Origin of the sequence: Paraburkholderia mimosarum LMG 23256 = NBRC 106338 (assembly GCF_000739815.1) — a bacterium.
GTDB lineage: Bacteria > Pseudomonadota > Gammaproteobacteria > Burkholderiales > Burkholderiaceae > Paraburkholderia > Paraburkholderia mimosarum.
The window spans coordinates 31,989-57,238 of the sequence record NZ_BBJJ01000017.1 but is presented as its reverse complement, the minus strand read 5'-3'; the positions used below and the strand labels follow the sequence as shown (position 1 = coordinate 57,238).

Below are 25,250 nucleotides of genomic sequence, written 5' to 3'. Positions count from 1 at the left end.
GCTTCATGGCTTCTCAGCCGCCGATATAGGACATTTCGATGCGGCGCTCGTCGGTGGTGGCGCTTGCCTGGGCGCTGCCGCGCAACTGCGAGTAGCGGTCCGCACGGCCTTGCCAGATTCGCGCGATCGCGTCGCTGATCGCCATGTCAGTCGCGCCGTTGCGCAGCAGCGCGCGCAGGTCGTAGCCCATCGAGGCGAAGAGACACAGATACAGCTTCCCCTCCGTCGAGAGGCGCGCGCGCGTGCAGTCGCCGCAGAACGCGCGCGTCACGCTGGAAATCGCGCCGATCTCGCCTGCGCCATCCGCGTAGCCCCAGCGCTGCGCCGTTTCGGCGGCGTTGTGCGGCTCCAGCGGCACGAGTGGCCAGTGTTCGGAAATGCGCGCGACGACCTCCGCCGACGGCAGCACTTCGGCCATGTTCCAGCCGTTTGAGGTGCCCACGTCCATGTACTCGATGAAGCGCAGGGTCACGTCCGTGCCGCGGAAATGCCGCGCGAGCGGGACGATCTCGCCGTCGTTCGTGCCGCGCTTGACGACCATGTTCACCTTGATCGGCGCGAGACCGACGGCCTGCGCCGCGGCGATGCCGTCGAGCACGTCGGCCACGGCGAAGTCGGCGTCGTTCATGCGGCGAAAGAGGGCGTCGTCGAGGGCGTCGAGGCTCACCGTCACGCGCGTGAGGCCCGCGTCGCGCAGCGCGCGCGCCTTCCGTGCAAGCAGCGAGCCATTGGTAGTGAGCGTGATGTCGAGCGCCTCGCCCTCGGGCGTGCGCAGCGCGGCGAGCCGCTCGATCAGGAATTCGATGTTCTTGCGCAGCAGCGGCTCACCACCCGTTAGCCGGATCTTGGTGACGCCTTGCGCGACGAAAAGCCGCGCGACCCGCTCGATTTCTTCCAGCGAAAGAAGCGCGGAATGCGGCAGGAAAGGGTAATCCTTGTCGAACACGGCGCGCGGCATGCAGTAGACGCAACGGAAATTGCAGCGGTCCGTGACCGAGATGCGCAGGTCGCGCAGCGGCCGCCCGAGCGCATCGGCGAGCGCACCAGAAGGCGCGCGTACGGACGCCGTTGCCGGCCGGGGGATGTCGGGCGGCAACGAACGGACGTCTGCAACAGGGATGATGCGTCGTGTCATGGACTCTTCATTCTCGCGTTGATTCGATTTTAGCCGAACCGGCGATCGCCTACAGACAAGGGACAACGCTGATATATCAAAAAAAGCCCGCCGGTAGGGGCGGGCTTTCGGGGGGCAGCCGGGCGCGAGGCCCGGCTGCGCGGCCTGTGCCGCAAGCGGGGCTTACGGTTGGCGCGTGGTTTCGACCTGCTGCATCGGCGTGCTGTCGACAGGCGGCAGCGACTTGCGCTCGCGCGGCACGCGCGCGGGCTTCGACACCTGCGCGGAGGCTTGCTGGGCCGCACGCAGCTTGTCGGAGTCGGTGTTGACCCAGACGAGGCCTACCGATTCCAGCGTCGCGCGGAGGGCGTCGTCAGAAGCCGGAGCGGCCTGAACCGGGCGCTGGGCGGCCGGTTCGGTGATCGCGACGACCGCCGGGGCAGCCGCGACTGCAGGCTGTGCGGCCTGTGCCGGCTCCGGATGAGCCACTGGCGTTGCCGCCGGCTCGTGGCTCACGGCGGCTTCCACGCGGTCTTCACGCACGACGGGCGCGGTTTCGGTCCGGTCAGGTTCGGTCCGGTCAGGTTCGGTCCGGCCAGGTTCGGCCGGAGCCGCAGGTGCCGTCGGTTCTGCAGCGGCAGCAGGCTCAGCCGGTTGCTCGGCCTTCGCCTCGACTACAGGCGCGGTTTCGACCGGCGCCGGCGCAGCTTCGGGGGCCGGCTCGGCCGGAGCCTCGGCTTGCGTGGCTTCCGGCGCCGCCGTTTCGACCTGCGTGGTCGCTGCGGCTGCGGCGCTCACCTGACCCGCTTCGGCGACGACGTCTGCCGCCGGCGGCGTGGTCACGGCAGCGGGCTCGACGACTGCCTCGGTGCGCGCTTGCACGGCGGGTGCTGCATGCACCTGAGCCGCGACAGCCGGCTGCTCGATGGCCGGTTGCACGGGCGCGGCTTCTTCGTCGCCTGCCGGCGCCTGCTCATCCGGCGTCAGGCCTGCGACTTCCGTCTCGCGCTCGCGGCGACCGCCGCGGCGGCCGCGACGGCGACGGCGGCGTTCCTCACCTTCGCGCGGTGCGCCTTCTTCATCGGCACCGGCGCTCACGCCTTCGGGCAACTCCGTCAGCGGGGCTTCCACGCCTTCGGCGGCTGCCGATGCAGCGTCGAGACGCGCTTCCTGGGCTTCGGCGGCCTCGGCCTGCGGGCGGCGGCGCTGTTCACCGCGCTCGCCGCGCTCACCACGCTCGCGGCGCTCGCCGCGTTCCTGGCGCTCCTGACGTTCGCCACGCGCCGCACCGCCTTCCGCCGTCACTTCGCTGCGGTCCTGACCGCGCTCGACGCGTTCGATACGCTGCTCGCGCGGCTCGCGCTCGGCGCGTGCTTCACGGGCCTCACGCGGTTCACGTTGCTCGCGCGGTTCGCGGGCGCCACGGCCTTCGCGCGCCTCACGGGGTTCGCGCGCCTCGCGAGGTTCGCGCGCCTCGCGAGGTTCGCGCGGCTCACGTTGCTCGCGCGGTTCGCGGTCTTCGCGGCGGCCAGCTGGCTGGCCGGTGCGTGTGCCGCCGGCGCCTTCGCCGCGGCCTGCGGCGTCGCGGCCGCCGGGGCGGCGATTGCGGTTGCGGTCGCCGCCGGTCTTTTCACCGCGCTCGGTGCGCGCTTCGCGGGTCGGGCGAGCCGTCTTTTCGGGCTGTGCGACCGGTGCCGGTACGGGCGCCTCGGCGGGCGCGCCGCCAAAGAGGCGCTTGATCCAGCCGAAGAAGCCGCCGCCCGCGGGCGTGACGGCCACTTGCGAAGCGACGGGCGCGCTCTCCGCGGGCTTGACCGGTGCGCTCGGGGCCGGACGCTCGGGCGTGATGCCCTTCACCGCGGCTTCCTGCTTGGGCTTGGCTTCGGCGCTGCGCTTGCTGTAGCCGGTTTCCGATTCGAGCTCGCGAGCCGCTTCCTCGGCCATCTTCCACGAGGCGCGCGGGTCGTCGAGGCGCGCGTCGTCGTGGCGCAGGCGCTCGAGCTTGTAGTGCGGCGTTTCGAGGTGCTTGTTGGGGATCAGCACGACGCCGACCTTGAAGCGCGACTCGATCTTGTTGATTTCCGCGCGCTTCTCGTTGAGCAGGAAGGCGGTCACTTCGACCGGCACCTGGCAATGAATGGCCGCGGTGTGTTCCTTCATCGCCTCTTCCTGAATGATGCGCAGGACCTGAAGCGCCGACGATTCGGTATCGCGGATATGACCCGTGCCGTTGCAGCGCGGGCAGGTGACGTGGCTGCCTTCGGAGAGCGCCGGGCGCAGGCGCTGGCGCGACAGCTCCATCAGGCCGAAGCGCGAGATCTTGCCCATCTGCACGCGCGCGCGGTCGTGACGCAGCGCGTCTTTGAGGCGCTGCTCGACTTCGCGCTGGCTCTTGGCCGACTCCATGTCGATGAAATCGATCACGATCAGGCCGCCCAGGTCGCGCAGACGCAGCTGGCGTGCCACTTCGTCGGCGGCTTCGAGGTTGGTGCGCGCGGCGGTTTCCTCGATGTCGGCGCCCTTGGTGGCGCGCGCCGAGTTCACGTCGATGGCGACGAGCGCCTCGGTGTGGTCGATCACGATCGCGCCGCCCGAAGGCAGCGGCACCGTGCGCGAGTACGCGGTCTCGATCTGGTGCTCGATCTGGAAGCGCGAGAAGAGCGGTACGTCGTCGTGATACCGCTTCACCTTGTTGACATTGTCCGGCATCACGATATCCATGAAGGCGCGTGCCTGGTCATAGATCTCGGTGGTGTCGATGAGGATTTCGCCGATGTCGGGCTGGAAGTAGTCGCGAATCGCGCGAATGACGAGGCTCGATTCCAGGTAGATCAGCATTGGCTGACCGGACTGGCCGGCCTGCGACGCGGCTTCGATGGCGTGCCACAGTTGCAGCAGGTAGTTCAAGTCCCACTGGAGCTCTTCGGCGGAGCGGCCGATGCCGGCCGTGCGCGCGATGATGCTCATGCCGTCCGGCAGTTGCAGCTGCGCCATGGTTTCGCGCAGCTCCTGACGGTCGTCGCCCTCGATGCGGCGCGAGACGCCGCCGCCGCGCGGGTTGTTCGGCATGAGGACGAGGTAGCGGCCGGCGAGCGAGATGAAGGTGGTGAGCGCGGCACCCTTGTTGCCGCGCTCTTCCTTCTCGACCTGGACGATGAGTTCCTGGCCTTCCTTGAGGGCGTCCTGGATGCGCGCGCCGCGCATGTCCACGCCTTCGCGGAAGTACTGGCGCGCGACTTCCTTGAACGGCAGGAAGCCGTGGCGGTCTTCGCCGTAGTTGACGAAACACGCTTCGAGCGAAGGCTCGATGCGGGTGACGATCCCTTTGTAGATATTGCCTTTGCGCTGTTCGCGCCCGGCGGTTTCGATGTCGATGTCGATCAGCTTCTGTCCATCGACAATAGCGACACGCAGTTCTTCCTGCTGTGTCGCGTTGAACAGCATTCGTTTCATTGAACGACTCCAGTGCGTTCACGCGCGAGCCGCACGGTGCGCGGCGACGACGCCAGGCAGCACGGTACGGGCAGCGGCGAGCCGCGCCTTATTGTGTTGTCACAAGCACGCTGGAGCAGGAACGATGGCGGGGAGAATTGCCTTTTTTGGGCACCGGTCCGGCGTTGCGTTGCCATGGACGGGCCGCGTGGGCACATGCGAAATACGTCTTCAATGAGCGAAGAGACGTGCCGCGGAGGGCACGGTTTTCCTGCGCTTCCGAACCACCTGATGGCTGTGCCACGGCAACGGCCGCAACAGGCGCCGGCCGCAGCGGCGAACCGCGCGCGCTTGCGACTGGATCAGGTTTGCGGCCTCAAGCATGAAATCAGGGCCGCGCACGGGAAGCTTCTCAGGAACGCCCGTCTTCCCCCTCGGGTGTCTCGTCACTTTTGACGTCGCCGTGTCCCGCACGTTGCCGGGACGCTTCGGGCGCTCGCCGTATTTTCGCCACCAGCGCCTCCCGCGGCGGTCACTTCGACCGCGCGGCGGGACGCGCCGGATAAATTCTTTATACCAATGTTCCTTAACCGTCGGAACCGTCCCTAACCGAACGTGCCTGTGGGCGCCGTCCCTGCCGGTGCGGGATTCCGTGCGTGCAACTCGTTGCTTCTCATCAGGCGGGGTGAGCAACCAGCCCCGGGCGCAAGTAAAATAATGGTTTATCGCTTGCAGCCTGCGCTCGCCGCGTGGTCCAAGTCCAGGATAACCCCCTTGGTGTCCATAGGGTGGTTCACAGAACATCTGGCTGTCTGGTCAGGGCCATTCGGCCTACCATTGCGTCGGCGCTGGGCAAATTATATTCAGAATGAAAGGGTTAGGCAAAACATCCCAGAATCAGGTCGCAAGCGACCAGGTTTCGTTCGTCGAAATCGACGAGGGCGCGGCCGGTCAGCGCATCGACAATTTCCTTGTGCGCGTCTGCAAAGGCGTGCCGAAGAGTCACATCTACCGCATCTTGCGCAGCGGGGAAGTGCGGGTGAACAAGGGCCGAATCGACGCGCAATACCGGCTCGTGGAAGGCGACGTCGTGCGCGTGCCGCCCATTCGCACCTCGCAGTCGAATGCCCCGGCCGGCGCTGCGCCTGTGCCGGCCGCCCAGTTTCCCGTGCTTTATGAGGACGACGCGCTGCTCGTCATCGACAAGCCCGCCGGCGTAGCCGTGCACGGCGGCAGCGGCGTGGCGTTCGGCGTGATCGAGCAACTGCGCGAGGCGCGCCCCCAAGGCCGCTTTCTAGAACTCGTGCACCGCCTCGATCGCGAAACCTCGGGCGTGCTCATGCTCGCCAAGAAACGCGCGGCGCTCGTCGGGCTACATGCGCAGATGCGCGACAGCCAGACGGACAAGCGCTATTTCGCCTGCGTCCACGGCGAATGGGCGAGCGACTGGGGCCGCCGGCGCGCCGTGAAGGAGCCGCTTCACAAGTATCTGACCCCGGAAGGCGAGCGCCGCGTGCGGGTGCAGCCCGATGGCCTGGCGTCGCATACCGTGTTCAATCTTGTCGAGCGCTGGCCAGGCTACGCGCTGCTCGAGGCCGAACTCAAGACGGGCCGAACCCATCAGATCCGCGTGCACCTCGCGCACCTCGGGCTGCCGATCGTCGGCGATGCCAAGTACGGCGACTTCGCGCTCAACAAGGCGCTGGCGCGCAATGGGGCGCAACCGGGCATCAAGCGCATGTTTTTGCATGCGCATCGGCTCAAGCTCGCTCATCCGATTACGGGCGTGCCGTTGCAGTTCGAGGCACCGTTGCCGGCCGACTGCCGCGCCTTTGTCGAGGCGCTGCGCGCTCAGCGCGAGGAAGGCGCGTCAGCCGACGCGGCCTCACCCAGCGGGACCCGACCTGACGCGGCCCGACCTGACGCGGCCCGACCCGACTAACACCGAATACAACAGCGTTTGGAGAAGTCCTGCATGGCTCGAGAGTTATTTGACCTGATTGTGTTCGACTGGGACGGCACCTTGATGGACTCGACCGCCCACATCACGCGCAGCATCCAGGCGGCGTGCCGCGACCTCGGCCTGCCCGTGCCCGGCGACGAGGCGGCCAGCTATGTAATCGGCCTCGGGCTGCGGGATGCGCTGCAGATCGCCGCACCGACGCTCGATCCCGCGGATTACCCGCGGCTAGTCGAGCGCTACCGCATTCACTACCTGCTGAAGGACCAGCAAACCGAGCTTTTCGCGGGCGTGCGCGAGATGCTGACGGAGCTGCGCGACACCGGCTACCTGCTGGCCGTTGCGACGGGCAAGAGCCGCGTGGGGCTGAACCGCGCGCTGGCGGATGCGCGGCTCACGAGCCTCTTCGACGGCACCCGCTGCGCCGACGAGACCTTTTCGAAGCCGCACCCGGCCATGCTCCAGGAGCTCACACGCGAGCTGGGGCAGGATCTTGGCCGCACGGTGATGATCGGTGACACGACGCACGACCTGCAGATGGCGATCAATGCGGGCGCGGCCGCCATCGGCGTGGCGTATGGCGCACATGCCCTTGGCGCACTCGAAAAGCTCGAGCCGCGCTTCGTCGCGCAGGACGTCGCCGCGCTCGCCGGCTGGCTGCGGGTGAACGCATGAGCACGGCGCCGGTAGCGTCGACGCACGAGCCGGTGCGCGTGTGCGGGGCCGCCGAACTCGCCGAGGGCGGCGCGGGTTGGCGCATGAACGCGACCTACGCGGGCGGTGACGCCGTGGTGTTCTTCGTGCGCTATGGCGGCGAGGTATATGGCTACCTGAACCGATGCGCGCACGTGCCGATGGAGCTCGACTGGGTCGAGGGCCAGTTCTTCGAGTCGTCGGGGCTCTATCTGATGTGCGCCACGCACGGCGCGATCTACCAGCCCGACACGGGCAAGTGCGTGGGCGGACCGTGCCGCGGCGGGCGTTTGCGCCCCGTTCGCGTCGAGGAACGCGACACGCCGGAGGGGCGTGCGGTATTCTGGCTGCCGGACGACGATCTGCGTCCCCATCCAGGCTCCTCCGTCTCTTGACCATTCTTCCGCTCGCATGGCCGACAATCTGACCCCTGATCCAAACGAAGCGCCTCGCGCGGCTTCGTCAGACCCTCGCGCGCCTGCGCCCGGCTGGGAGCGCGAGGCGCTGGAGCGCATCGCGCTTGCGGCGATCACCGAGCAGCGCGCGGCGCGGCGCTGGCGGATCTTCTTCCGCTTCGCATTTCTCGCCGTCTTCGTGGTGATCGCGTGGGCCGTTCTCGATATTTCGGGCGCTCGCCTGGAGAGCGAAGGACGTCACACGGCGCTCGTTACGCTCGACGGCGAAATCGGCTCCGACACCCAGGCCAACGCCGACGACATCATCAGCGCGCTCGATAGCGCGTTCGACGACGACGGCACCGCGGGCGTGATCCTCCACATCGACAGCCCCGGCGGCAGCCCGGTGCAGGCTGGCATTATCAACGACGAGATTCGCCGTCTGCGCACGAAGTACCCGGCCATCCCGCTGTATGTGGTGGTTGGTGACATGTGCGCGTCGGGCGGTTATTACGTCGCGGCCGCCGCCGACAAGATCTACGTCAACAAGGCGAGCATCGTGGGGTCGATCGGCGTGCTGATGGACGGCTTCGGCTTCACCGGGCTCATGGACAAGCTCGGCATCCAGCGTCGCCTGCGTACCTCGGGCGAAAACAAGGGCTTTTTCGATCCCTTCTCGCCCGACACGCCGAAAATGGACGCGCATGCCCAGGCCATGCTCGACCAGATCCACCAGCAGTTCATCGATGCCGTGAAAGCCGGCCGCGGCAAGCGTCTGAAGGACTCGCCAGAGCTCTTCTCGGGCCTCTTCTGGACCGGTCAGAAGAGCGTGGAACTGGGTCTCGCGGATGGTTACGGCGATACCGACTACGTGGCGCGCGAGGTGATCAAGGCGTCGAACGTCGTCGATTACACCGTCAAGCAAAGCCTTACCGACCGCGTCGCGAAGCGTGTCGGCGCGAATATCGGCTCGGCGGCCGTGCGTTCGCTGTTGATGGGCGCGAAGCTGGCGGTTCACTGAACGGCAACACGTCTGGCACGTTTGCGGGTTGATGCTCGCCAAGGAAAAACCGACCGCTGCGTGAACGCGCAGCGGCCGGTTTGCTGGCCGGCGATCGATGCTTAGTTCGCGAGCAGAAGGAAAATCGCCGGCCGCTTGTGCAGCTCGGGCGCAGGCTTTCTTTTCCAGTCGGACACGGCGCGGCTCACGATCGTCTCCGTGGGCAACGTGAGATCGGCGGCGACGCAAACCAGCGTGGACGGCGCGCAGGTCGCGAGTAACGCGTCGAGCAGCGTGCGGTTACGGTAGGGCGTTTCGATAAAGATCTGCGTCTGCCTGGCCTTGCGCGAAGTCTGCTCCAGATCGCGCAGCTTCTTCACGCGCTCGTTGGCATCGACGGGCAGATAACCGTGAAACGCGAAACTCTGGCCGTTGAGGCCCGACGCCATGAGCGCCAGCAGGATCGAGCTCGGGCCCACGAGCGGCACGACCTTGATGCCGCGTTCATGCGCGCGCCGCACGAGCAGGGCCCCTGGATCGGCGACAGCGGGCACGCCCGCTTCGGAAACGAGTCCTGTGTCGACGCCCGCGAGCAGCGGCGCCAGCAGCTTGTCGATTTCGCCCGCCGGCGTATTCACATTCAGTTCGCGGATCTCGATTTCCTGAATCGGCCGCGTGGTGCCCACGCGCTTGAGAAAGGCGCGCGTCGTTTTCGCGTTTTCGCCGATATAACTTGCAAGCGTGCCCGCGCGTTCGCGCACCGGCGCGGGGAGCACGGCGTTGAGCGCGTCGTCGTCGCCTTCGCCGAGCGTGTTCGGGACCAGATAGAGCGTGCCGGTCGTCATGCGTGTGCCTCCAGAAGCGGATAGCCCGCGGCGAGCAGCATGCGCGTGAGCGCGATGAGCGGCAGGCCGATCAGGGCGGTGGGGTCGTCCGACTCGATCGCCTCCAGCAGCGCGATGCCGAGGCCTTCCGATTTCGCGCTGCCCGCGCAGTCATACGGCGTTTCGGCGCGCAGATAGGCTTCGAGCGCGGCGTCGGGCAGCTCGCGAAAGCGCACTTTCGTGACGACGTCGACGGTATCCGTTTGGCCAGTAGCGGTGTCGAGCAGGCTCAGGGCACTATGGAACAACACTTCGCGGCCGCGCATGGCCTGCAACTGGGCGAGCGCGCGCTCGTGCGTGCCGGGCTTGCCGATCTGCTGGCCATCGAAAGTGGCTACTTGATCTGAGCCAATCACCAGCGCGCGGCTAGCGCCAGCGGGAAGCGCAGCGGCTGCGGCACACGCTTTCGCGGCGGCGAGGCGCAGCGCGGTCGCCTCGGGCGTTTCGCCGGGCAGCGGTGTTTCTTCGATGTCGGGCACGACCGTGTCAAACGGAACGCGCAGACGTTCAAGCAACTCGCGCCGGTACCGCGAGCTCGAGGCGAGGATGAGAGCGGGGCGGCCCGTACGCGGGGCCTGTGAAGGGGAATCCTGCATGGTCGATTGGCAATAGGGGAATCGGTGGTGATGGTGGCTGTGGCGCGGGAAGGCCCGTGTTGATAGCGGCTGTGGAACGGAGCGGATTCGCCGCAGCGCTTCATGAGAAGGGCGCGAAACCCCGGCTGAACAGGCACCATACAGGCACTTTCGTACGCGAGCTTAAGTGTTTGACTCGCAAAGATAAAGGCGATATGATTTTGGGCTTTTCATTGGTACGCTCTCGTCGCACGTCTTTTGTCTGCGCGCCGTTTTTGCGGCGCCGCGGTTCGGAAGACCTTGCTGGCGGTGCTGCGTGCCGATGGCCGGTAAAGGGTTGGATCGGGCTGGTTCGCTGGGAGCCATCCCGGCTTTCGCGCCGCATTCCGGCCGCAAGCCTTGAAGCATGACTTGAAGCAGGAGAGCGCACATGACCGAACATCTGGACAAGTCTGCTGGCGCTGGTCTGAATCCGCGCGACCTCGATATCTTCGAATTCGCGCGCAGCGGGCGCGAGGCAGCGGGTGCCGTGCGTCTCTCGCAACTGCCGCGCATGTTAAACGAAGTCCCGGTCGAGGCGCCAGATCGCGACACTGCGTTCACCTGGCAGGCTGCGGGTTCGACGCGGCAAGAATTGCAGGACGACGGCGCCGAGGCGCCGCAACCATACCTGCAGCTCGTGGTTCACGGCAGCGCATGGTTGAACTGCCAACGGTGCCTCGCTCCCTACGAGCAGGCATTCAATGCGGATGCGACCTTCCGTATCGTCCAGACGGAAGAAGAGGCGGACGAGTTTCCGCTCGACGACGATGAAGTCGAAGTGATCGTGGGCTCGCGCCATTTCGATCTCGTCGACTTGATCGAAGAGGAGCTGTTGCTCTCGCTGCCGCTGGTGCCGAAGCACGAAGTCTGTCCGGAAGTGCACGAAAGTCTCGCCTCGGGTGCCGATGGCGCAGACGGCGTGGATTCCGTGGATGACGTGCCAGAGCAGGAAATCGAGTCGGAAGAGCGCGTGAACCCGTTTGCGGCGCTCGAATCGCTCAGGAAGGACGGTCCCGGCAACAAGCACTAACGGGAAACCTGGTTCGTAACCTGGTTCGTAACGTTAGGCAACTGTACGGGGCGGGCAGTACCAGACGCGTGGGCCTGAGCCCGGAGTCCGGCCACCCCCAGGGTGGCGGCGGCCGGATCGGGCTGTGTTAGAATTCGGAAAATTTTCAGGAGTTATCATGGCAGTTCAACAAAACAAGAAGTCGCCGTCGAAGCGCGGTATGCACCGCTCGCACGATTTCCTCACGGGCGCGCCGCTGGCCGTCGAGCCGAGCACCGGTGAAGTGCATCTGCGTCACCACATCAGCCCGAACGGCTACTACCGCGGCAAGAAAGTCGTCAAGACCAAGAACGATTAATCGTTTCAGCGTGTGGCGCAGTATCGACCCGCAAGGGGCGACACCGCGCAACATCTGACGATTCCGTTCGCTTGACCATATTTCGGCTCGGCAAAAAAGGCGGCATTCTACTGCCGCTTTTTTGTGCCTGAAATTCGTCGCATTCCATGACTGTTAAGCTCACGATAGATTGCATGGGAGGCGACCACGGCCCGTCCGTGACGGTGCCTGCCGCAGTCCATTTCGTCCGCTCGCACCCCGACGCGCATCTCATGCTCGTGGGCGTCGAGTCGGCGGTCCGCGCCCAGTTGAAGAAGCTGAAGGCGGCGGACCATCCCGCGCTTACCGTCGTGCCCGCCACCGAGGTCGTCGAGATGGACGATCCGGTCGAAGTCGCCCTGCGAAAGAAGAAAGACTCGTCCATGCGTGTCGCACTCAATCGCGTGAAAGAGGGCGAGGCGCAAGCCTGCATTTCCGCCGGCAACACGGGCGCGCTCATGGCCGTGTCGCGCTATGTGCTCAAGACGCTTCCCGGCATCGAACGCCCCGCCATCGCGTTCGCACTTCCGAACCCGCGCGGCTACACGACGATGCTCGACCTTGGCGCGAACGTCGACTGCGAGCCGCAGCATCTGCTGCAGTTCGCGGAGATGGGGCACGCGCTCGTGGCCGCGCTCGAGGGCAAAGATCGTCCAACGATCGGGCTCCTGAACATCGGCGAAGAAGTCATCAAAGGCAACGAGACCATCAAGCGCGCGGGGGAACTCCTGCGCGCGAGCACGCTGAATTTCCGCGGCAACGTCGAAGGCAACGACATTTACAAGGGCACCGTCGACGTCATCGTCTGTGACGGTTTCGTTGGGAATGTCGCGCTCAAGACGTCGGAGGGCCTCGCGCAGATGCTCAACGACATGATCAAGGAAGAGTTCGGCCGCTCGTGGCTCACGAAGCTCATGGCGCTCGCCGCGCTGCCCGTGCTCATGCGCTTCAAAAAGCGCGTCGATCATCGCCAGTACAACGGCGCCGCGCTGCTCGGCTTGAAGAGTCTCGTCATCAAGAGCCACGGCTCGGCCGATGCCTACGCGTTTGAGTGTGCGATCAATCGCGGGTATGATGCCGTCAAAAATGGCGTCCTGGAGCGCCTCGCGCGCGCCATGGAAGAAAACGCCGGTTCGCTCGAACAGGCGGCAGGCGAGTCCGGCGGCGCCCAGAACATGCAAGCCGCACAAGCCGGGGCGGCGACCAGCGCGCCCAGCCAGGCGGCGGGCGATTTACCGCCCGGCGCCGCATCATCCTCGAAGGCATAATGGCTCAATCGACTCTCTATTCCCGCGTGATCGGCACGGGCAGCTACCTGCCGCCTGATCGCGTCACCAACCAGGAACTGGCCACGCGGCTCGCCGCGAAAGGCGTCGAGACGAGCGACGAGTGGATCGTGGCCCGCACGGGCATCCACGCGCGCCACTTCGCCGCACCCGACGTCACGACGAGCGACCTCGCGCTTGCGGCGTCGCAGCGCGCGATCGCGGCCGCCGATGTCGATCCCCAGACGATCGACCTCATCATCGTCGCCACTTCCACGCCCGATTTCGTGTTTCCGAGCACGGCTTGCCTGTTGCAGAACAAGCTCGGCATCCGCAATCACGGCGCGGCGTTCGACGTGCAGGCCGTGTGCGCGGGCTTCGCGTACGCCGTTTCGGTGGCCGACAGCCTGATCCGCAGCGGCCAGCACCGCACGGCGCTCGTGGTCGGCGCGGAAACCTTCTCGCGCATTCTCGATTTCAACGACCGCACCACCTGCGTGCTGTTCGGCGACGGCGCGGGCGCGGTCGTGCTCCAGGCGTCGGACGAACCGGGCGTGCTCTCGAGCGCGCTGCACGCCGACGGCAGCTACGCGCATATCCTGTGCACGCCGGGTCACGTCAACGGCGGTGTGATCGCGGGCAACGCGTTCCTGCACATGGACGGCCAGGCCGTGTTCAAGCTCGCCGTGAACGTGCTCGAAAAGGTCGCGATCGAGGCAATCGAGAAGGCGCAGCTCACCGCCGACCAGATCGACTGGCTCATTCCGCACCAGGCCAACATCCGCATCATGCAGGGCACCTGCCGCAAGCTCGGCCTGCCCGCCGAGCGCATGGTGGTGACGGTTGGCGAGCACGGCAACACGTCGGCGGCTTCGATTCCGCTCGCTTTGGACATCGCTGTGCGCGACGGCCGCATCAAGCGCGGCCACAACGTGCTGATCGAAGGCGTGGGCGGCGGCTTCACCTGGGGCGCCTCGGTCATCCGCTTCTAATCTTCCGGAGCGGGCTTTCGCGCTCCCGCGGTCAGGCCGCACGCACATGACATTCGGTATGTGCGCGGCCGGCAGCGGTCCATCCGAGCGCATCGCCCGCCGGTTTTAATCGAATTTGGGGACGTTATGAAATTCGCGTTCGTTTTTCCCGGGCAGGGCTCCCAGGCCGTCGGCATGCTCGACGCTTTCGCCGATAACGCCGTCGTGCGCGAGACGCTGCAAGAAGCGTCCGACGCGCTCGACCAGGATCTTGGCAAGCTGATCGCCGAGGGCCCGGCAGAAGAGCTCAATCTCACCACCAACACGCAGCCGGTCATGCTCACGGCCGCCTACGCCGTGTACCGCGCGTGGCAACAGGCGGGCGGCCCGGCGCCGGCGATCGTCGCGGGCCACAGCCTCGGTGAATATACGGCGCTCGTCGCCGCTGGCGTGCTCGCGTTCCGCGACGCCGTGCCGCTCGTGCGCTTTCGCGCGCAGGCGATGCAAGGCGCGGTGCCGGTCGGCGAAGGCGGCATGGCTGCCGTGCTCGGCCTCGACGACGACGCCGTGCGCGCCGTTTGCGTCGAAGCGGCCGCGGCGAGCGGCGGCGTGGTCGAAGCCGTGAACTTCAACGCGCCGGCGCAGGTCGTGATCGCGGGTCACAAGGGCGCGGTCGAGAAGGCCTGCGAAATCGCCAAGGGCAAGGGCGCCAAGCGCGCGCTGCCGCTGCCGGTTTCCGCGCCGTTTCATTCGTCGCTGCTCAAGCCCGCCTCGGACCAGCTGCGCGAGTACCTCGCGGGCGTTACGCTCAATGCGCCGCAGATTCCGGTGGTGAACAACGTCGACGTGGCCTTCGAAACCGATCCCGCAAAGATTCGCGACGCGCTGGTGCGCCAGGCCGCCGGCCCCGTGCGCTGGGTCGAATGCGTGAAGGCGATTGCGGCGCAGGGCGCCTCGCATGTGATCGAATGCGGTCCGGGCAAGGTGCTTGCGGGCCTCACCAAGCGTATCGACGGCAATCTCGCGGGCGCCTCGGTGCTCGACCCGAAGTCGCTCGAAGAAACGCTCGCGCTTCTGAACGCATAAGCGCATAAGCCACTACCGCTAACGGATTCGAACGATGGAAAAGACTCTCGACAATCAAGCCGCGATCGTGACCGGCGCGTCGCGCGGCATCGGCCGTGCGATTGCGCTCGAACTGGCGCGCCAGGGTGCGACGGTGATCGGCACCGCGACGAGCGAAGCCGGCGCGCAAGCCATCTCGGCCGCCTTCGAAGAAGCGGGCGTGAAGGGCCGCGGCGCCGTTCTCAACGTGAACGATGCCGCTGCGGCAGAAGCGCTCATCGACGCAACGGTCAAGGAATTTGGCGGTCTCGCGATCCTCGTCAACAATGCGGGCATCACGCAGGACAACCTGGCGATGCGCATGAAGGACGACGAGTGGGATTCGGTCATCGACACGAACCTGAAGTCGGTGTTTCGCCTCTCTCGCGCCGTGCTACGCCCGATGATGAAGGCGCGCACGGGCCGCATCATCAACATCACCTCGGTGGTGGGCTCCTCGGGCAACCCGGGCCAGGCCAACTATGCCGCCGCGAAGGCCGGCGTGGCGGGCATGACGCGCGCGCTGGCACGCGAGATTGGCAGCCGCGGCATCACCGTGAACTGCGTCGCGCCGGGCTTCATCGACACCGACATGACGAAGGACCTGCCGGCCGAACAGCAGGCCGCACTCAAGCAGCAGATTCCGCTGGGCCGTCTCGGCAGCCCGGACGACATCGCGCATGCGGTCGCGTTTCTCGCGTCGCCCCAGGCGGCCTATATCACGGGCACGACGCTGCACGTGAACGGCGGCATGTACATGTCTTAACCGGATTCAGGTACTATCCGCGCCTTGATGCGTTTGATGCAAAACCTTGCACGGACGCCTTCGCGCGAGAGCTATTCCGGAACTTTGAGCGCCGCTTTTCTGCCAGGTCAAACCTGATAAAATGCGCGCACTCGCATTCATGAGCTAACTTTTTTCCCTTGGAGGGGTAATGGACAACATCGAACAGCGCGTCAAGAAGATCGTCGCCGAACAACTGGGCGTCGCCGAAGCTGAAATCAAGAACGAGGCTTCGTTCGTGAACGACCTGGGCGCCGACTCGCTCGACACCGTCGAACTGGTGATGGCCCTCGAAGACGAATTCGGCATGGAAATCCCGGACGAGGAAGCCGAGAAGATCACGACGGTCCAGCAAGCGATCGACTACGCTCGCGCGAACGTCAAGGCCTAAGCCTGTTTCCTGCCCGGGCCGCGCACGCCGCGTGCGCGCTGACGGCCCGCGAGGAGGCTCGCCCGTGAAACCGCGTACGCCTGCCGCAGTCGCTGCGGGGCATTTGCCGGTCAACTAGCCACAGGGCTCACAGGAGCATTTCCTGTGGCCTCTGTGGCTTTTGTTTTTGTCATCTATGGAAAAGGGGTTACCGTGAGCCGTCGACGAGTTGTTGTTACAGGCCTGGGGCTGATTTCGCCTGTTGGCAATAATGTTGCCGACGGCTGGGCCAATCTGGTCGCCGGGAAGTCCGGCATCGCAAACATCACGAAGTTCGACGCTACGAACTTCTCGACTCGCTTCGCCGGCGAGGTGAAGGGCTTCAACGTCGAAGACTACATGCCGGCGAAAGAAGCGCGCCATATGGATACGTTCATCCATTACGGCATTGCCGCGGGCATGCAGGCGATCAAGGACAGCGGCCTCGAGGTCACTGAAGCGAACGCCGAGCGGATCGGCGTGAACGTCGGCTCGGGCATCGGCGGGCTGCCGATGATCGAAGTCACGCAAACCGAACTGCTCAACCGCGGTCCGCGCCGTATTTCGCCGTTCTTCGTGCCGGCCTCGATCATCAACATGATCTCGGGCCATCTGTCGATCAAGTACGGCCTCAAGGGCCCGAACCTCGCCATGGTCACGGCCTGCACGACCGGCCTGCACTGCATCGGCGAAGCTTCGCGTCTGATCGAATACGGCGACTGCGACGTGATGATCGCCGGCGGCGCGGAATCGACCGTCTCGCCGCTCGGCATCGGTGGCTTTGCTGCCGCGCGTGCGCTCTCGCAGCGCAATGACGATCCCGCAACGGCCAGCCGTCCCTGGGACAAGGATCGCGACGGCTTCGTGCTGGGTGAGGGCGCAGGCGTCATGGTCCTCGAAGAGTACGAGCACGCGAAGGCGCGCGGCGCCAGGATCTACGCGGAAATCGGCGGCTATGGCATGAGCGGCGATGCGTACCACATGACTGCTCCGCTCGAAGACGGCGACGGCGCGCGCCGCTGCATGCAGTACGCAATGCGCAACGCCGGCGTCAACGCGAACGAAGTGAACTGGGTCAACGCTCACGGCACCTCGACGCCGCTCGGCGACATCGCCGAAACCACGGCGATCAAGCGCGCATTCGGCGATCACGCGAAGGACATCGTCGTGAACTCGACCAAGTCGATGACGGGCCACCTGCTGGGTGGCGCGGGTGGTCTGGAGTCGGTGTTCACGGTACTCGCCGTGCACAACCAGGTCTCGCCGCCGACGATCAACATCTTCAACCAGGATCCCGAGTGTGACCTGGACTACTGCGCGAACACCGCGCGGGACATGAAGATCGACGTCGCGCTGAAGAACTCGTTCGGGTTCGGCGGCACCAACGGCACGCTCGTTTTCAAGCGCCACGCTTGATCGCGTACGACGCGACAGCGGCCGCGCCGGATTCTCCGGCCGGCCGCCTTCCTCCTGGTTTCCCCTCGCGGCGCACGAGCGCGCCGCTTCTTCCCCTGCGTCCTTCCCTCGCGCTGCAAGTGCTTGTTGCCGCGAGCCTGGGCCTGGCCACGGCCGCCGTCCAGACGGCGCTTGCCCCATGGCTCGGCGCCTGGCGCGCCTTGCCGCTCACGTTGGCGTTCTTCGCGACCGGCGCGCTCGCGGCTGCGGCGTGGCGTCGCAGTCAGCCCGCGTTCCTCGAAATCGGGCCGGATTTTCTTGCGGCTTATGCCCGCGACGGCGCCTGCCTCGCAACGGGCCGTCTTGCCGGTGCCTCGCAATGGGGTGCATGGCTGTTGGCCCTCGTCGTGGAGCAGGGCGCCCGTCGCACGACAGTGCTCATCGCTGCCGACGCCATTGCGCGAGGAGCCTTTCGCGCGCTCGCCGTGCGCGCCCGCAGCGCGGCCGGCCGCTGAAGGTGCCTTGCTGTAACGCTTGTAACGGCTGTTACTCGTGTAACGTGGGACCGTGGCGAGGACGCTACAATGGTGCCCCCACGTCTACTCCATGTGCTAACGGATTTTTCAGGTGAGCGAAAAAGAAATTGATCAGGTTCTGGTCGAGCGCGTGCAAAAAGGCGACAAAGCCGCGTTCGAGCTCCTGGTCTCGAAATACCACCGCAAGATCATCCGGCTGATCTCGCGCCTCGTGCGGGACCCCGCCGAGGTCGAGGACGTGGCCCAGGACGCCTTCATCAAGGCTTACCGGGCGCTTCCGCAGTTTCGTGGCGAATCGGCTTTCTATACGTGGTTGTACCGGATTGCCGTCAATACGGCAAAGAACTACCTTGCGACGCAGGGAAGACGCGCCCCAACTTCCACCGAAGCGGACGCAGAAGAAGCGGAAACTTTCTCGGACGCCGATCAACTAAGGGATATCAACACGCCCGAGTCGATGTTGATGAGCAAGCAGATCGCGCAGACGGTCAATGCTGCGATGGCGGTTTTACCGGAAGAGTTGCGCACCGCCATTACGCTTCGGGAAATTGAAGGCCTGAGCTACGAGGAAATTGCCGAGATGATGGGTTGCCCCATCGGCACGGTCAGATCGAGAATTTTCCGCGCACGGGAAGCCATTGCGGCAAAATTGCGTCCGCTGCTGGACACTCCGGAAGGCAAGCGCTGGTAAGAACAACCACCAGCTCCGCCCCGGGCGGCGACGCGATTCACCAGATAATGTTGGTGTCACCAGGGACGTCTGTTTAGGGAATGGGGAGCATCATGGGTTCGGTCTCGATGCAATCGGTATCAAGCTCGCGCGGCGAGCGTCTGTCCGCCTTCGTCGACGGCGAAGGGTCGGCCGGGGAGCATCTGAACGGAAATTTTCTTGAACTCGACGGCGAAGGCCGCGCCGCCTGGTCGGAGTACCACCTGATCGGCGACGTGCTGCGTTCGGACGATCTGGCCCTCAGTCAGGCCGCGAGCCGCGCCTTCATGACGGGTTTCGCCGCGCGCTTCGACGCCGAGCCGCATCTGCTCGCGCCTGCCGCGCTTGCGCAGCCGCAAGGCGCGAGGGCTGGGCGCAATGAGCGGGTGGGCCGCATTCTGGCGCTGCGCCGCCGCGTGATGCCTTCGTTGGCCGTGGCTGCCGCAGCCGCCACGCTCACGTGGATCGTCATGCCGCAAATGCGCGGTGTGGGCATGGCAGGCGCGCCGCAAATCGCCGCCGTGCAGTCGCAGGGCGACGCCATGCAGCGCGTGGCGATGAACGCCACGCCGGCGGTGGCCACGGGCGGTCAGGACGGCAATATCATCCGCGACGCACGCCTCGACGAATATCTTCAGGCACATCAGCAATTCGCTCAGCAGCCGGTCATTTCGGATTCCACGCCATATATCCGTTCGGCCGCTCTCACCACGCAAGGCCAATAAGTTTGATGCAGACATTGCGGTTGAATAACAACACGATCTGGGGGCGGTTGCCGGCTTTCCTGTGCTGCGCAGCCATGATGTTCACCGCTCTGTCTGTCGCCCCGCGCGCCCACGCGCAAGGCGCGTCGGCGGCCGATGCCGCCGGGGCGCGCCGGGCTGCCGCGCAGTGGCTCGACCGCATCCAGCAAGCCTCCCAGCAACAGAATTACGAAGGCACTTTCGTCTACCAGCGCGGCGAGTTCGTGCAGTCTTCGCGCATCATGCACTACGCGTCGAAGACGGACGGCGAATTCGAGAAACTGGAGAGCCTCGACGGCAAGCCCCGCACGATGCTGCGTCACAACGACGATCTCTTCACGTTCGTGCCCGAGCGCAAATTGCTCGTCGTGGAAAAGCGCCAGAACAAGGATGCTTTCCCGGCGCTGCTTTCCACGAGCGGCGACCAGGTGCTGACCGTCTACGAGCCGAAGATGCTCGGCACCGATCGGGTGGCGGGCCTCGACAGCCAGGTGGTCGAACTCGATCCGAAGGACAATTTCCGCTTCGCCTACAAGCTGTGGGCCGACGCCAAAACCGGTCTGCTGCTGCGTTCCCAGATGCTCGATCCGTCGAATGGCCAGGTGCTTCAGCAACTGGCGTTTACGCAGGTCCGCATTGGCGGCCCCGTCGACAAGACCCCCATCGTGAACGGCATGCGCAACATCGCGGGCTGGACCGTGGTGCGTCCGCCGCTCCAGACGGTCGATATGGAAGCGGCGGGCTGGTCGTTCGGGCAGGCCGTGCCGGGATTCGCCAGAATTCGCGAAGTGCGCCGGCCCATGGCGGCACGCGACGCGAGCGATCCGCCTATCGCCGTCGATCAGGCCGTGTTCTCCGATGGACTTTCCACGCTTTCGGTTTTCGTCGAACCGGTCAAGAACAACAGCCGCAAGGAAGGCTCGGGCAGCAGCGGCGCCACTCATGTGCTCGTGAAGCGCAATGGCGACTACTTCATCACGTTGCTCGGGGAAGTGCCCCAGAGCACGTTGCAGCAGTTCGCGTCTGCCATAGAATACAAGGCTCCCAGGTAACTTTCCTTCGGCTGACTTCGATATGACGATTCTCCCGCTGCGCAAATTTTTCGCGGCCGCGGTCGTGGCGGTTTGCCTGCCGTTCACGCCGCACGTGGCATCGGCGGCGCCGGCCGCGAATTTGCCCGACTTCGCCGACCTCGTGGACAAGGTGGGGCCGTCGGTCGTCAATATCCGCACCACCACGCGCGTGTCGACAGCCCAGCGAGGCCTCCCGCCGGGCATGGATAACGGCGACATGTCGGAGTTCTTCCGCCGCTTCTTTGGCATTCCACTTCCGCAGGGGCCGCAGGGCGGCCAGTCGCCGCGTGGCGGCCAGGGGGGGCAGGGCGGCGGCGGACAAGGTGGCCAGGGCGGCGGATCGGACTCCGGCCCGGACAGCGGCAACGACTCCGAACAGAACAGCGGCGTTGGCTCCGGGTTCATCCTGTCGAGCGACGGTTATGTCATGACCAATGCACACGTGATCGACGACGCGGACAGCATCTACGTCACGCTCACCGACAAGCGCGAGTTCAAGGCGAAGCTGATCGGCGTGGATGATCGCACCGACGTGGCTGTCGTGAAGATCCAGGCCTCGAATCTCCCGGCGGTGACGATGGGCGATTCGAACAAGGTGCGCGTGGGCGAGTGGGTCGTGGCGATCGGCTCGCCGTTCGGCCTCGAAAATACCGTGACGGCCGGCATCGTGAGCGCCAAGGGCCGCGACACCGGCGACTATTTGCCCTTCATCCAGACCGACGTGGCCGTGAATCCCGGCAACTCGGGCGGTCCGCTCATCAACATGCAAGGCGAGGTGATCGGCATCAACTCGCAGATCTACAGCCGCACGGGCGGCTTCATGGGCATCTCGTTCGCGATTCCGATCGACGAAGCGATGCGCGTGGCGGATCAGCTGAAGTCGACGGGCAAGGTCACGCGCGGCCGCATCGCCGTGGCGATCGGCGAGGTGACGAAGGACGTGGCCGACTCGCTGGGCTTGCCGAAGGCGCAAGGCGCGCTCGTGTCCAGCGTCGAGCCGGGCGGCCCCGCCGACAAGGCGGGCATCCAGCCGGGCGACATCATCCAGAAGTTCAACGGCGCGAATGTCGAGGCAGCGACCGACCTGCCACGCATGGTCGGTGACACGAAGCCGGGCACCAAGGCGACCATCACGATCTGGCGCAAGGGCGCGACGCGTGAACTGCCGATCACGATCGCCGAAATGCAGACCGACAAGAGCACGAAGGCCGACCTGAAGAAGGCGCCCGAGCCCAAGCCGCGCGCATCGAACTCGCTCGGTCTCGCGGTGGTCGATATCCCGGCCGACCAGCTCGCCCAGATGAAGATCAAGGGTGGCGCGATGGTCGATTCGGTGGACGGTCCGGCGGCGCGCGCTGGCCTCCAGAAGGGCGACATCATCCTGCGCGTGGGCGACACGGATATCACGAGCGCGAAGCAGTTCCAGGAAGTGACCGCGCACCTCGACCCGCAAAAGATGGTGGCGGTGCTCGTGCGGCGCGGCGACAACACACAGTTCGTTCCGGTGCGCCCGCGCGCGCAGGGCCAGAAGTAACGCCGATGCCGGGACCCATGCGGACTTCGGGAGCGGCTGACGGCGCGCTGGCCCGCGCCAGTGCCCATTTCGTTCTGTACGGCCGCGCGTGGTGCCACCTGTGCGAGGAAATGCGCGCGGCGCTCGAACCGCTCGCCGCCGCGGCGGGCGCGCGGCTCGACATCGTCGATATCGATACCGCCCCCGAACTGCAGGCGCGCTACGACGAACTCGTGCCGGTGCTCCTGTGCGATGGCGTCGAGGTGTGTCACTACCGGCTCGACGAAGCGCGCGTGCGTGCCATGCTCGGTCTCGGTATCGACGCACCGAATCTATCGCCGACTCCGCCGGCTGCAGCGTGAAACCGTTGCCCGGCACGCCGCCAGGCGCCACCCGCACGGCATGACACATCCGTTGGATCAGCGGACGGTTCGCCCGTGGGACCCCTTTTCGGCTAAAATAGTTCGGTTTTTCATCTATTTACGAGGCGTGCCCAGCTATCGTTGGGGCGCGCCTTTTTCGCTTGATCGGCACTGAATGGATCATATTCGTAATTTCTCGATCATTGCGCACATCGACCATGGCAAGTCGACGCTCGCCGATCGCATCATCCAGCTCTGCGGTGGCCTGTCCGACCGCGAGATGGAATCGCAGGTGCTCGACTCGATGGATCTCGAGCGCGAGCGCGGCATCACCATCAAGGCGCAGACCGCTGCGCTTTCCTACAAGGCGCGAGACGGCAAGGTCTACAACCTGAACCTGATCGACACGCCGGGGCACGTCGACTTCTCGTACGAAGTCAGCCGTTCGCTCTCCGCGTGCGAAGGCGCGCTGCTCGTGGTGGACGCGAGCCAGGGCGTCGAGGCGCAGACGGTGGCGAACTGCTACACGGCGATCGAACTCGGCGTGGAAGTCGTGCCGGTGCTCAACAAGATCGACCTGCCCGCCGCGAACCCCGAAAACGCCATCGAAGAGATCGAGGACGTGATTGGCATCGACGCGACCGACGCCACGCGCTGCAGCGCGAAGACCGGTCTCGGCGTGGATGACGTGCTCGAAGCGCTCATCGCCAGGGTGCCCCCGCCCAAGGGCGACCCGGAAGCGCCGCTGCAGGCACTGATCATCGATTCGTGGTTCGACAACTACGTCGGCGTCGTCATGCTCGTGCGTATCGTCAACGGCACGCTGCGTCCGAAGGACAAGATCAAGCTGATGGCCACCGGCGCGCAGTATCCGGTCGAGCATGTCGGCGTGTTCTCGCCGAAGTCGCGCAACCTCGACCAGCTCTCGGCGGGGCAGGTGGGCTTCATCATCGCGGGCATCAAGGAACTCGCTGCGACGAAGGTGGGCGACACCGTCACGCTCGCCACGAGGCCGGCGCCCGAGCCGCTGCCGGGCTTCAAGGAAGTGAAGCCGCAGGTGTTCGCGGGCCTCTATCCGGTCGAGGCGAACCAGTACGACGCGCTGCGCGAGTCGCTCGAAAAGCTCAAGCTCAACGACGCCTCGCTGCAATACGAGCCGGAAGTTTCGCAGGCGCTGGGCTTCGGCTTCCGCTGCGGCTTCCTCGGCCTGCTGCACATGGAAATCGTGCAGGAGCGTCTGGAGCGCGAGTTCGACATGGACCTCATCACCACGGCGCCGACCGTAGTGTACGAGGTCGTGCAGGCGGACGGCAGCACGATCAAGGTCGAGAACCCGGCGAAGATGCCGGAGCCCTCGAAGATCGCAGAGGTCCGCGAGCCGATCGTGACCGTGAACCTGTACATGCCGCAAGAGTACGTGGGTTCGGTTATTACGCTCTGTACGCAGAAGCGTGGCAACCAGATCAACATGCAGTACCACGGCCGCCAGGTGCAGCTCACGTACGAAATTCCGATGGCGGAAATCGTGCTGGACTTCTTCGATCGGCTAAAGTCGGTGTCGCGCGGCTATGCGTCGATGGACTACGAGTTCAAGGAGTACCGCAGCTCGGACGTCGTGAAGGTCGACATGCTCATCAACGGCGACAAGGTCGATGCGCTGTCGATCATCGTGCACCGTTCGCAGTCGCAGTACCGCGGCCGCGAAGTGGCGGCGAAGATGCGCGAGATCATTCCGCGCCAGATGTACGACGTGGCCATTCAGGCCGCGATCGGTGCGCACATCATCGCGCGCGAGAACATCAAGGCGCTGCGCAAGAACGTGCTCGCCAAGTGCTACGGCGGCGACATCACGCGCAAGAAGAAACTGCTCGAAAAGCAGAAAGAAGGCAAGAAGCGGATGAAGCAGGTCGGTTCCGTGGAAATTCCGCAGGAGGCCTTCCTCGCGATTCTGCGCGTCGAAGACAAATAAGCCAGAACAACGGACCTCTACATGAATTTTGCGCTGATTCTTTTTGTGCTCGTCATTTTGACGGGCGTTGCGTGGGTTGCAGACAAACTGGTTTTCATGCCGCGCCGGCGCCTCGCCGCCGATGCGGCGGTCGAGGAGTTCGACCGGCAGCAGGAACGTATCGGCGAGCGCTTCGCCGATGAAAACGCGCCTGCCACGCGTCAGCACCTGCGCAACGAAAAGCTGCGCCAGCCGTGGTGGCTCGAGTACACGGCGAGCTTCTTTCCCGTCATCCTGATCGTGTTCTTCGTGCGCTCGTTCGTCGTGGAGCCGTTCAAGATTCCGTCGGGCTCGATGGTGCCGACGCTGCTCGTGGGCGACTTCATCCTCGTGAACAAGTTCGACTACGGTATCCGCCTGCCGATCACGAACACGAAGATCACCCGGGGCCGCCCGCTCGAGCGCGGCGACGTGGTCGTGTTCCGTTATCCGAAAGACGAGTCGGTCGACTACATCAAGCGCGTGATCGGACTGCCGGGCGACGTGGTCGCCTATCAGGACAAGCAGCTCACGATCAACGGCAAGCCCGTGCCCGAAACGCCGGTGGGGGATTACTTCGACGAAGAGCGCATCGGTTACGCGAAGCAGTTCACGCAGGACCTTTTCGGCCGCAAGAACAATATCCTCAACAACCCCGCGGTGCCGCCGTTCATCGTGGGCGCGGAGGACTATCCGTATCGCGACAACTGCCAGTACAACGCGCGCGGCGTGATCTGCAAGGTGCCGCCGGGCAATTACTTCATGATGGGCGACAACCGCGACAACAGCGCGGACAGCCGCTACTGGGGCTTCGTGCCCGACGCCAACATCGTGGGCCGCGCGTTCTTCATCTGGATGAACTTCAGCAACCTGCGGCGCATCGGTTCGTTCAATTGATACACGCGTGACGTGCGTGTCA

The 25,250-nt window shown here is 65.4% G+C and carries 24 protein-coding genes; 20 read left to right on the top strand and 4 right to left on the bottom strand.

The features are described 5' to 3' along the window. Window positions 1-13: 13 nt before the first annotated feature. Complete coding sequence (gene moaA, locus BMI01S_RS14755; protein WP_028212922.1) at window positions 14-1,135, bottom strand: GTP 3',8-cyclase MoaA; 1,122 nt, start codon at window positions 1,133-1,135, stop codon at window positions 14-16. Between the two features lie 162 nt (window positions 1,136-1,297). Continuing rightward, window positions 1,298-4,567 (bottom strand): Rne/Rng family ribonuclease, encoded by a 3,270-nt coding sequence (locus BMI01S_RS14750; RefSeq protein ID WP_028231341.1) that lies wholly within the window; start codon window positions 4,565-4,567, stop codon window positions 1,298-1,300. Between the two features lie 847 nt (window positions 4,568-5,414). On the opposite strand from BMI01S_RS14750, the gene BMI01S_RS14745 reads away from it, so the two are divergent. From BMI01S_RS14745 to BMI01S_RS14730, 4 genes are read left to right on the top strand one after another with little or no spacing between them, the layout of a single operon-like run. After that, window positions 5,415-6,488 carry an RluA family pseudouridine synthase gene (locus BMI01S_RS14745; protein ID WP_042289658.1) on the top strand — a complete coding sequence of 358 codons (1,074 nt, stop codon included), beginning with the start codon at window positions 5,415-5,417 and terminating at the stop codon, window positions 6,486-6,488. A gap of 33 nt (window positions 6,489-6,521) precedes the next feature. Beyond that, entirely contained in the window at window positions 6,522-7,181 is a 660-nt protein-coding gene (locus BMI01S_RS14740; RefSeq protein ID WP_028212924.1) for an HAD-IA family hydrolase, read from the top strand. Then, complete coding sequence (locus BMI01S_RS14735) at window positions 7,178-7,594, top strand: Rieske (2Fe-2S) protein (protein WP_028231340.1); 417 nt, start codon at window positions 7,178-7,180, stop codon at window positions 7,592-7,594. The genes BMI01S_RS14740 and BMI01S_RS14735 overlap by 4 nt, the downstream gene beginning before the upstream one ends. 16 nt (window positions 7,595-7,610) lie before the next feature. Continuing rightward, entirely contained in the window at window positions 7,611-8,615 is a 1,005-nt protein-coding gene (locus BMI01S_RS14730; RefSeq protein ID WP_028212926.1) for a S49 family peptidase, read from the top strand. A gap of 101 nt (window positions 8,616-8,716) precedes the next feature. Here BMI01S_RS14730 and BMI01S_RS14725 read toward each other — a convergent pair whose 3' ends face one another. Both BMI01S_RS14725 and BMI01S_RS14720 read right to left on the bottom strand, forming a co-directional pair. Then, entirely contained in the window at window positions 8,717-9,439 is a 723-nt protein-coding gene (locus tag BMI01S_RS14725; protein ID WP_028212927.1) for an SAM-dependent methyltransferase, read from the bottom strand. Next, window positions 9,436-10,074, bottom strand: a complete 639-nt coding sequence (locus tag BMI01S_RS14720; protein ID WP_028212928.1) for a Maf-like protein — start codon at window positions 10,072-10,074, stop codon at window positions 9,436-9,438. The genes BMI01S_RS14725 and BMI01S_RS14720 overlap by 4 nt, the downstream gene beginning before the upstream one ends. 409 nt (window positions 10,075-10,483) lie before the next feature. Between BMI01S_RS14720 and BMI01S_RS14715 the strand changes: the two genes are divergently transcribed. The 16 genes from BMI01S_RS14715 to lepB all read left to right on the top strand — a co-directional run bounded on the left by BMI01S_RS14715 (window position 10,484) and on the right by lepB (window position 25,228). Further along, the gene (locus tag BMI01S_RS14715) at window positions 10,484-11,125 is read left to right on the top strand and encodes a DUF177 domain-containing protein (RefSeq protein WP_028212929.1); all 642 of its coding nucleotides are present in this window, start codon (window positions 10,484-10,486) and stop codon (window positions 11,123-11,125) included. 157 nt (window positions 11,126-11,282) lie between these two features. After that, complete coding sequence (rpmF, locus tag BMI01S_RS14710; protein ID WP_018441573.1) at window positions 11,283-11,462, top strand: 50S ribosomal protein L32; 180 nt, start codon at window positions 11,283-11,285, stop codon at window positions 11,460-11,462. A gap of 146 nt (window positions 11,463-11,608) precedes the next feature. Further along, a complete protein-coding gene (plsX, locus tag BMI01S_RS14705; RefSeq protein WP_028212930.1) occupies window positions 11,609-12,748 on the top strand; it encodes a phosphate acyltransferase PlsX in 1,140 nt (379 codons plus the stop codon). Further along, window positions 12,748-13,737 (top strand): beta-ketoacyl-ACP synthase III, encoded by a 990-nt coding sequence (locus BMI01S_RS14700; RefSeq protein ID WP_028212931.1) that lies wholly within the window; start codon window positions 12,748-12,750, stop codon window positions 13,735-13,737. Before plsX ends, BMI01S_RS14700 begins: the two co-directional genes overlap by 1 nt. Before the next feature lie 126 nt (window positions 13,738-13,863). Further along, window positions 13,864-14,802, top strand: a complete 939-nt coding sequence (gene fabD / locus BMI01S_RS14695) for an ACP S-malonyltransferase (protein ID WP_028212932.1) — start codon at window positions 13,864-13,866, stop codon at window positions 14,800-14,802. A gap of 34 nt (window positions 14,803-14,836) precedes the next feature. Further along, window positions 14,837-15,586, top strand: a complete 750-nt coding sequence (gene fabG / locus BMI01S_RS14690; protein WP_028212933.1) for a 3-oxoacyl-ACP reductase FabG — start codon at window positions 14,837-14,839, stop codon at window positions 15,584-15,586. 169 nt (window positions 15,587-15,755) lie between these two features. Continuing rightward, window positions 15,756-15,995 (top strand): acyl carrier protein, encoded by a 240-nt coding sequence (acpP, locus tag BMI01S_RS14685; protein ID WP_004197638.1) that lies wholly within the window; start codon window positions 15,756-15,758, stop codon window positions 15,993-15,995. 192 nt (window positions 15,996-16,187) lie between these two features. After that, window positions 16,188-17,429, top strand: a complete 1,242-nt coding sequence (gene fabF / locus BMI01S_RS14680) for a beta-ketoacyl-ACP synthase II (protein ID WP_028212934.1) — start codon at window positions 16,188-16,190, stop codon at window positions 17,427-17,429. A 119-nt stretch (window positions 17,430-17,548) separates the two neighbouring features. Continuing rightward, on the top strand, window positions 17,549-17,923 hold the full coding sequence (locus tag BMI01S_RS14675; protein WP_051381434.1) for a hypothetical protein: 375 nt from the start codon (window positions 17,549-17,551) through the stop codon (window positions 17,921-17,923). Window positions 17,924-18,035: 112 nt separating this feature from the next. After that, the gene (rpoE, locus tag BMI01S_RS14670) at window positions 18,036-18,635 is read left to right on the top strand and encodes an RNA polymerase sigma factor RpoE (RefSeq protein ID WP_027795258.1); all 600 of its coding nucleotides are present in this window, start codon (window positions 18,036-18,038) and stop codon (window positions 18,633-18,635) included. A gap of 92 nt (window positions 18,636-18,727) precedes the next feature. Next, entirely contained in the window at window positions 18,728-19,378 is a 651-nt protein-coding gene (locus BMI01S_RS14665) for a sigma-E factor negative regulatory protein (RefSeq protein ID WP_028212936.1), read from the top strand. Between the two features lie 5 nt (window positions 19,379-19,383). Next, the gene (locus tag BMI01S_RS14660) at window positions 19,384-20,448 is read left to right on the top strand and encodes a MucB/RseB C-terminal domain-containing protein (RefSeq protein WP_028212937.1); all 1,065 of its coding nucleotides are present in this window, start codon (window positions 19,384-19,386) and stop codon (window positions 20,446-20,448) included. Between the two features lie 22 nt (window positions 20,449-20,470). Beyond that, the gene (locus BMI01S_RS14655; protein WP_028212938.1) at window positions 20,471-22,003 is read left to right on the top strand and encodes a DegQ family serine endoprotease; all 1,533 of its coding nucleotides are present in this window, start codon (window positions 20,471-20,473) and stop codon (window positions 22,001-22,003) included. 17 nt (window positions 22,004-22,020) lie between these two features. Next, window positions 22,021-22,344 carry a glutaredoxin family protein gene (locus tag BMI01S_RS14650; RefSeq protein WP_042289652.1) on the top strand — a complete coding sequence of 108 codons (324 nt, stop codon included), beginning with the start codon at window positions 22,021-22,023 and terminating at the stop codon, window positions 22,342-22,344. 175 nt (window positions 22,345-22,519) lie between these two features. After that, the gene (gene lepA / locus BMI01S_RS14645) at window positions 22,520-24,313 is read left to right on the top strand and encodes a translation elongation factor 4 (RefSeq protein WP_028212939.1); all 1,794 of its coding nucleotides are present in this window, start codon (window positions 22,520-22,522) and stop codon (window positions 24,311-24,313) included. Between the two features lie 21 nt (window positions 24,314-24,334). Then, on the top strand, window positions 24,335-25,228 hold the full coding sequence (gene lepB / locus BMI01S_RS14640; protein ID WP_028212940.1) for a signal peptidase I: 894 nt from the start codon (window positions 24,335-24,337) through the stop codon (window positions 25,226-25,228). Window positions 25,229-25,250 lie beyond the last annotated feature (22 nt).

Excerpts from the sequence above, each read along its gene's own strand:
- BMI01S_RS14720 (WP_028212928.1), bottom strand. The coding sequence starts at position 10,074 with ATGCAGGATTCCCCTTCACAGGCCCCGCGTACGGGCCGCCCCGCTCTC.
- BMI01S_RS14650 (WP_042289652.1), top strand. The coding sequence starts at position 22,021 with ATGCGGACTTCGGGAGCGGCTGACGGCGCGCTGGCCCGCGCCAGTGCC.
- BMI01S_RS14740 (WP_028212924.1), top strand. The coding sequence starts at position 6,522 with ATGGCTCGAGAGTTATTTGACCTGATTGTGTTCGACTGGGACGGCACC.
- BMI01S_RS14665 (WP_028212936.1), top strand. The coding sequence starts at position 18,728 with ATGGGTTCGGTCTCGATGCAATCGGTATCAAGCTCGCGCGGCGAGCGT.
- lepA (WP_028212939.1), top strand. The coding sequence starts at position 22,520 with ATGGATCATATTCGTAATTTCTCGATCATTGCGCACATCGACCATGGC.
- moaA (WP_028212922.1), bottom strand. The coding sequence starts at position 1,135 with ATGACACGACGCATCATCCCTGTTGCAGACGTCCGTTCGTTGCCGCCC.
- BMI01S_RS14745 (WP_042289658.1), top strand. The coding sequence starts at position 5,415 with ATGAAAGGGTTAGGCAAAACATCCCAGAATCAGGTCGCAAGCGACCAG.
- BMI01S_RS14750 (WP_028231341.1), bottom strand. The coding sequence starts at position 4,567 with ATGAAACGAATGCTGTTCAACGCGACACAGCAGGAAGAACTGCGTGTC.
- BMI01S_RS14700 (WP_028212931.1), top strand. The coding sequence starts at position 12,748 with ATGGCTCAATCGACTCTCTATTCCCGCGTGATCGGCACGGGCAGCTAC.
- BMI01S_RS14725 (WP_028212927.1), bottom strand. The coding sequence starts at position 9,439 with ATGACGACCGGCACGCTCTATCTGGTCCCGAACACGCTCGGCGAAGGC.
- rpmF (WP_018441573.1), top strand. The coding sequence starts at position 11,283 with ATGGCAGTTCAACAAAACAAGAAGTCGCCGTCGAAGCGCGGTATGCAC.
- fabG (WP_028212933.1), top strand. The coding sequence starts at position 14,837 with ATGGAAAAGACTCTCGACAATCAAGCCGCGATCGTGACCGGCGCGTCG.
- BMI01S_RS14730 (WP_028212926.1), top strand. The coding sequence starts at position 7,611 with ATGGCCGACAATCTGACCCCTGATCCAAACGAAGCGCCTCGCGCGGCT.
- fabD (WP_028212932.1), top strand. The coding sequence starts at position 13,864 with ATGAAATTCGCGTTCGTTTTTCCCGGGCAGGGCTCCCAGGCCGTCGGC.
- BMI01S_RS14735 (WP_028231340.1), top strand. The coding sequence starts at position 7,178 with ATGAGCACGGCGCCGGTAGCGTCGACGCACGAGCCGGTGCGCGTGTGC.
- acpP (WP_004197638.1), top strand. The coding sequence starts at position 15,756 with ATGGACAACATCGAACAGCGCGTCAAGAAGATCGTCGCCGAACAACTG.
- BMI01S_RS14660 (WP_028212937.1), top strand. The coding sequence starts at position 19,384 with ATGCAGACATTGCGGTTGAATAACAACACGATCTGGGGGCGGTTGCCG.
- BMI01S_RS14715 (WP_028212929.1), top strand. The coding sequence starts at position 10,484 with ATGACCGAACATCTGGACAAGTCTGCTGGCGCTGGTCTGAATCCGCGC.
- lepB (WP_028212940.1), top strand. The coding sequence starts at position 24,335 with ATGAATTTTGCGCTGATTCTTTTTGTGCTCGTCATTTTGACGGGCGTT.
- plsX (WP_028212930.1), top strand. The coding sequence starts at position 11,609 with ATGACTGTTAAGCTCACGATAGATTGCATGGGAGGCGACCACGGCCCG.
- BMI01S_RS14655 (WP_028212938.1), top strand. The coding sequence starts at position 20,471 with ATGACGATTCTCCCGCTGCGCAAATTTTTCGCGGCCGCGGTCGTGGCG.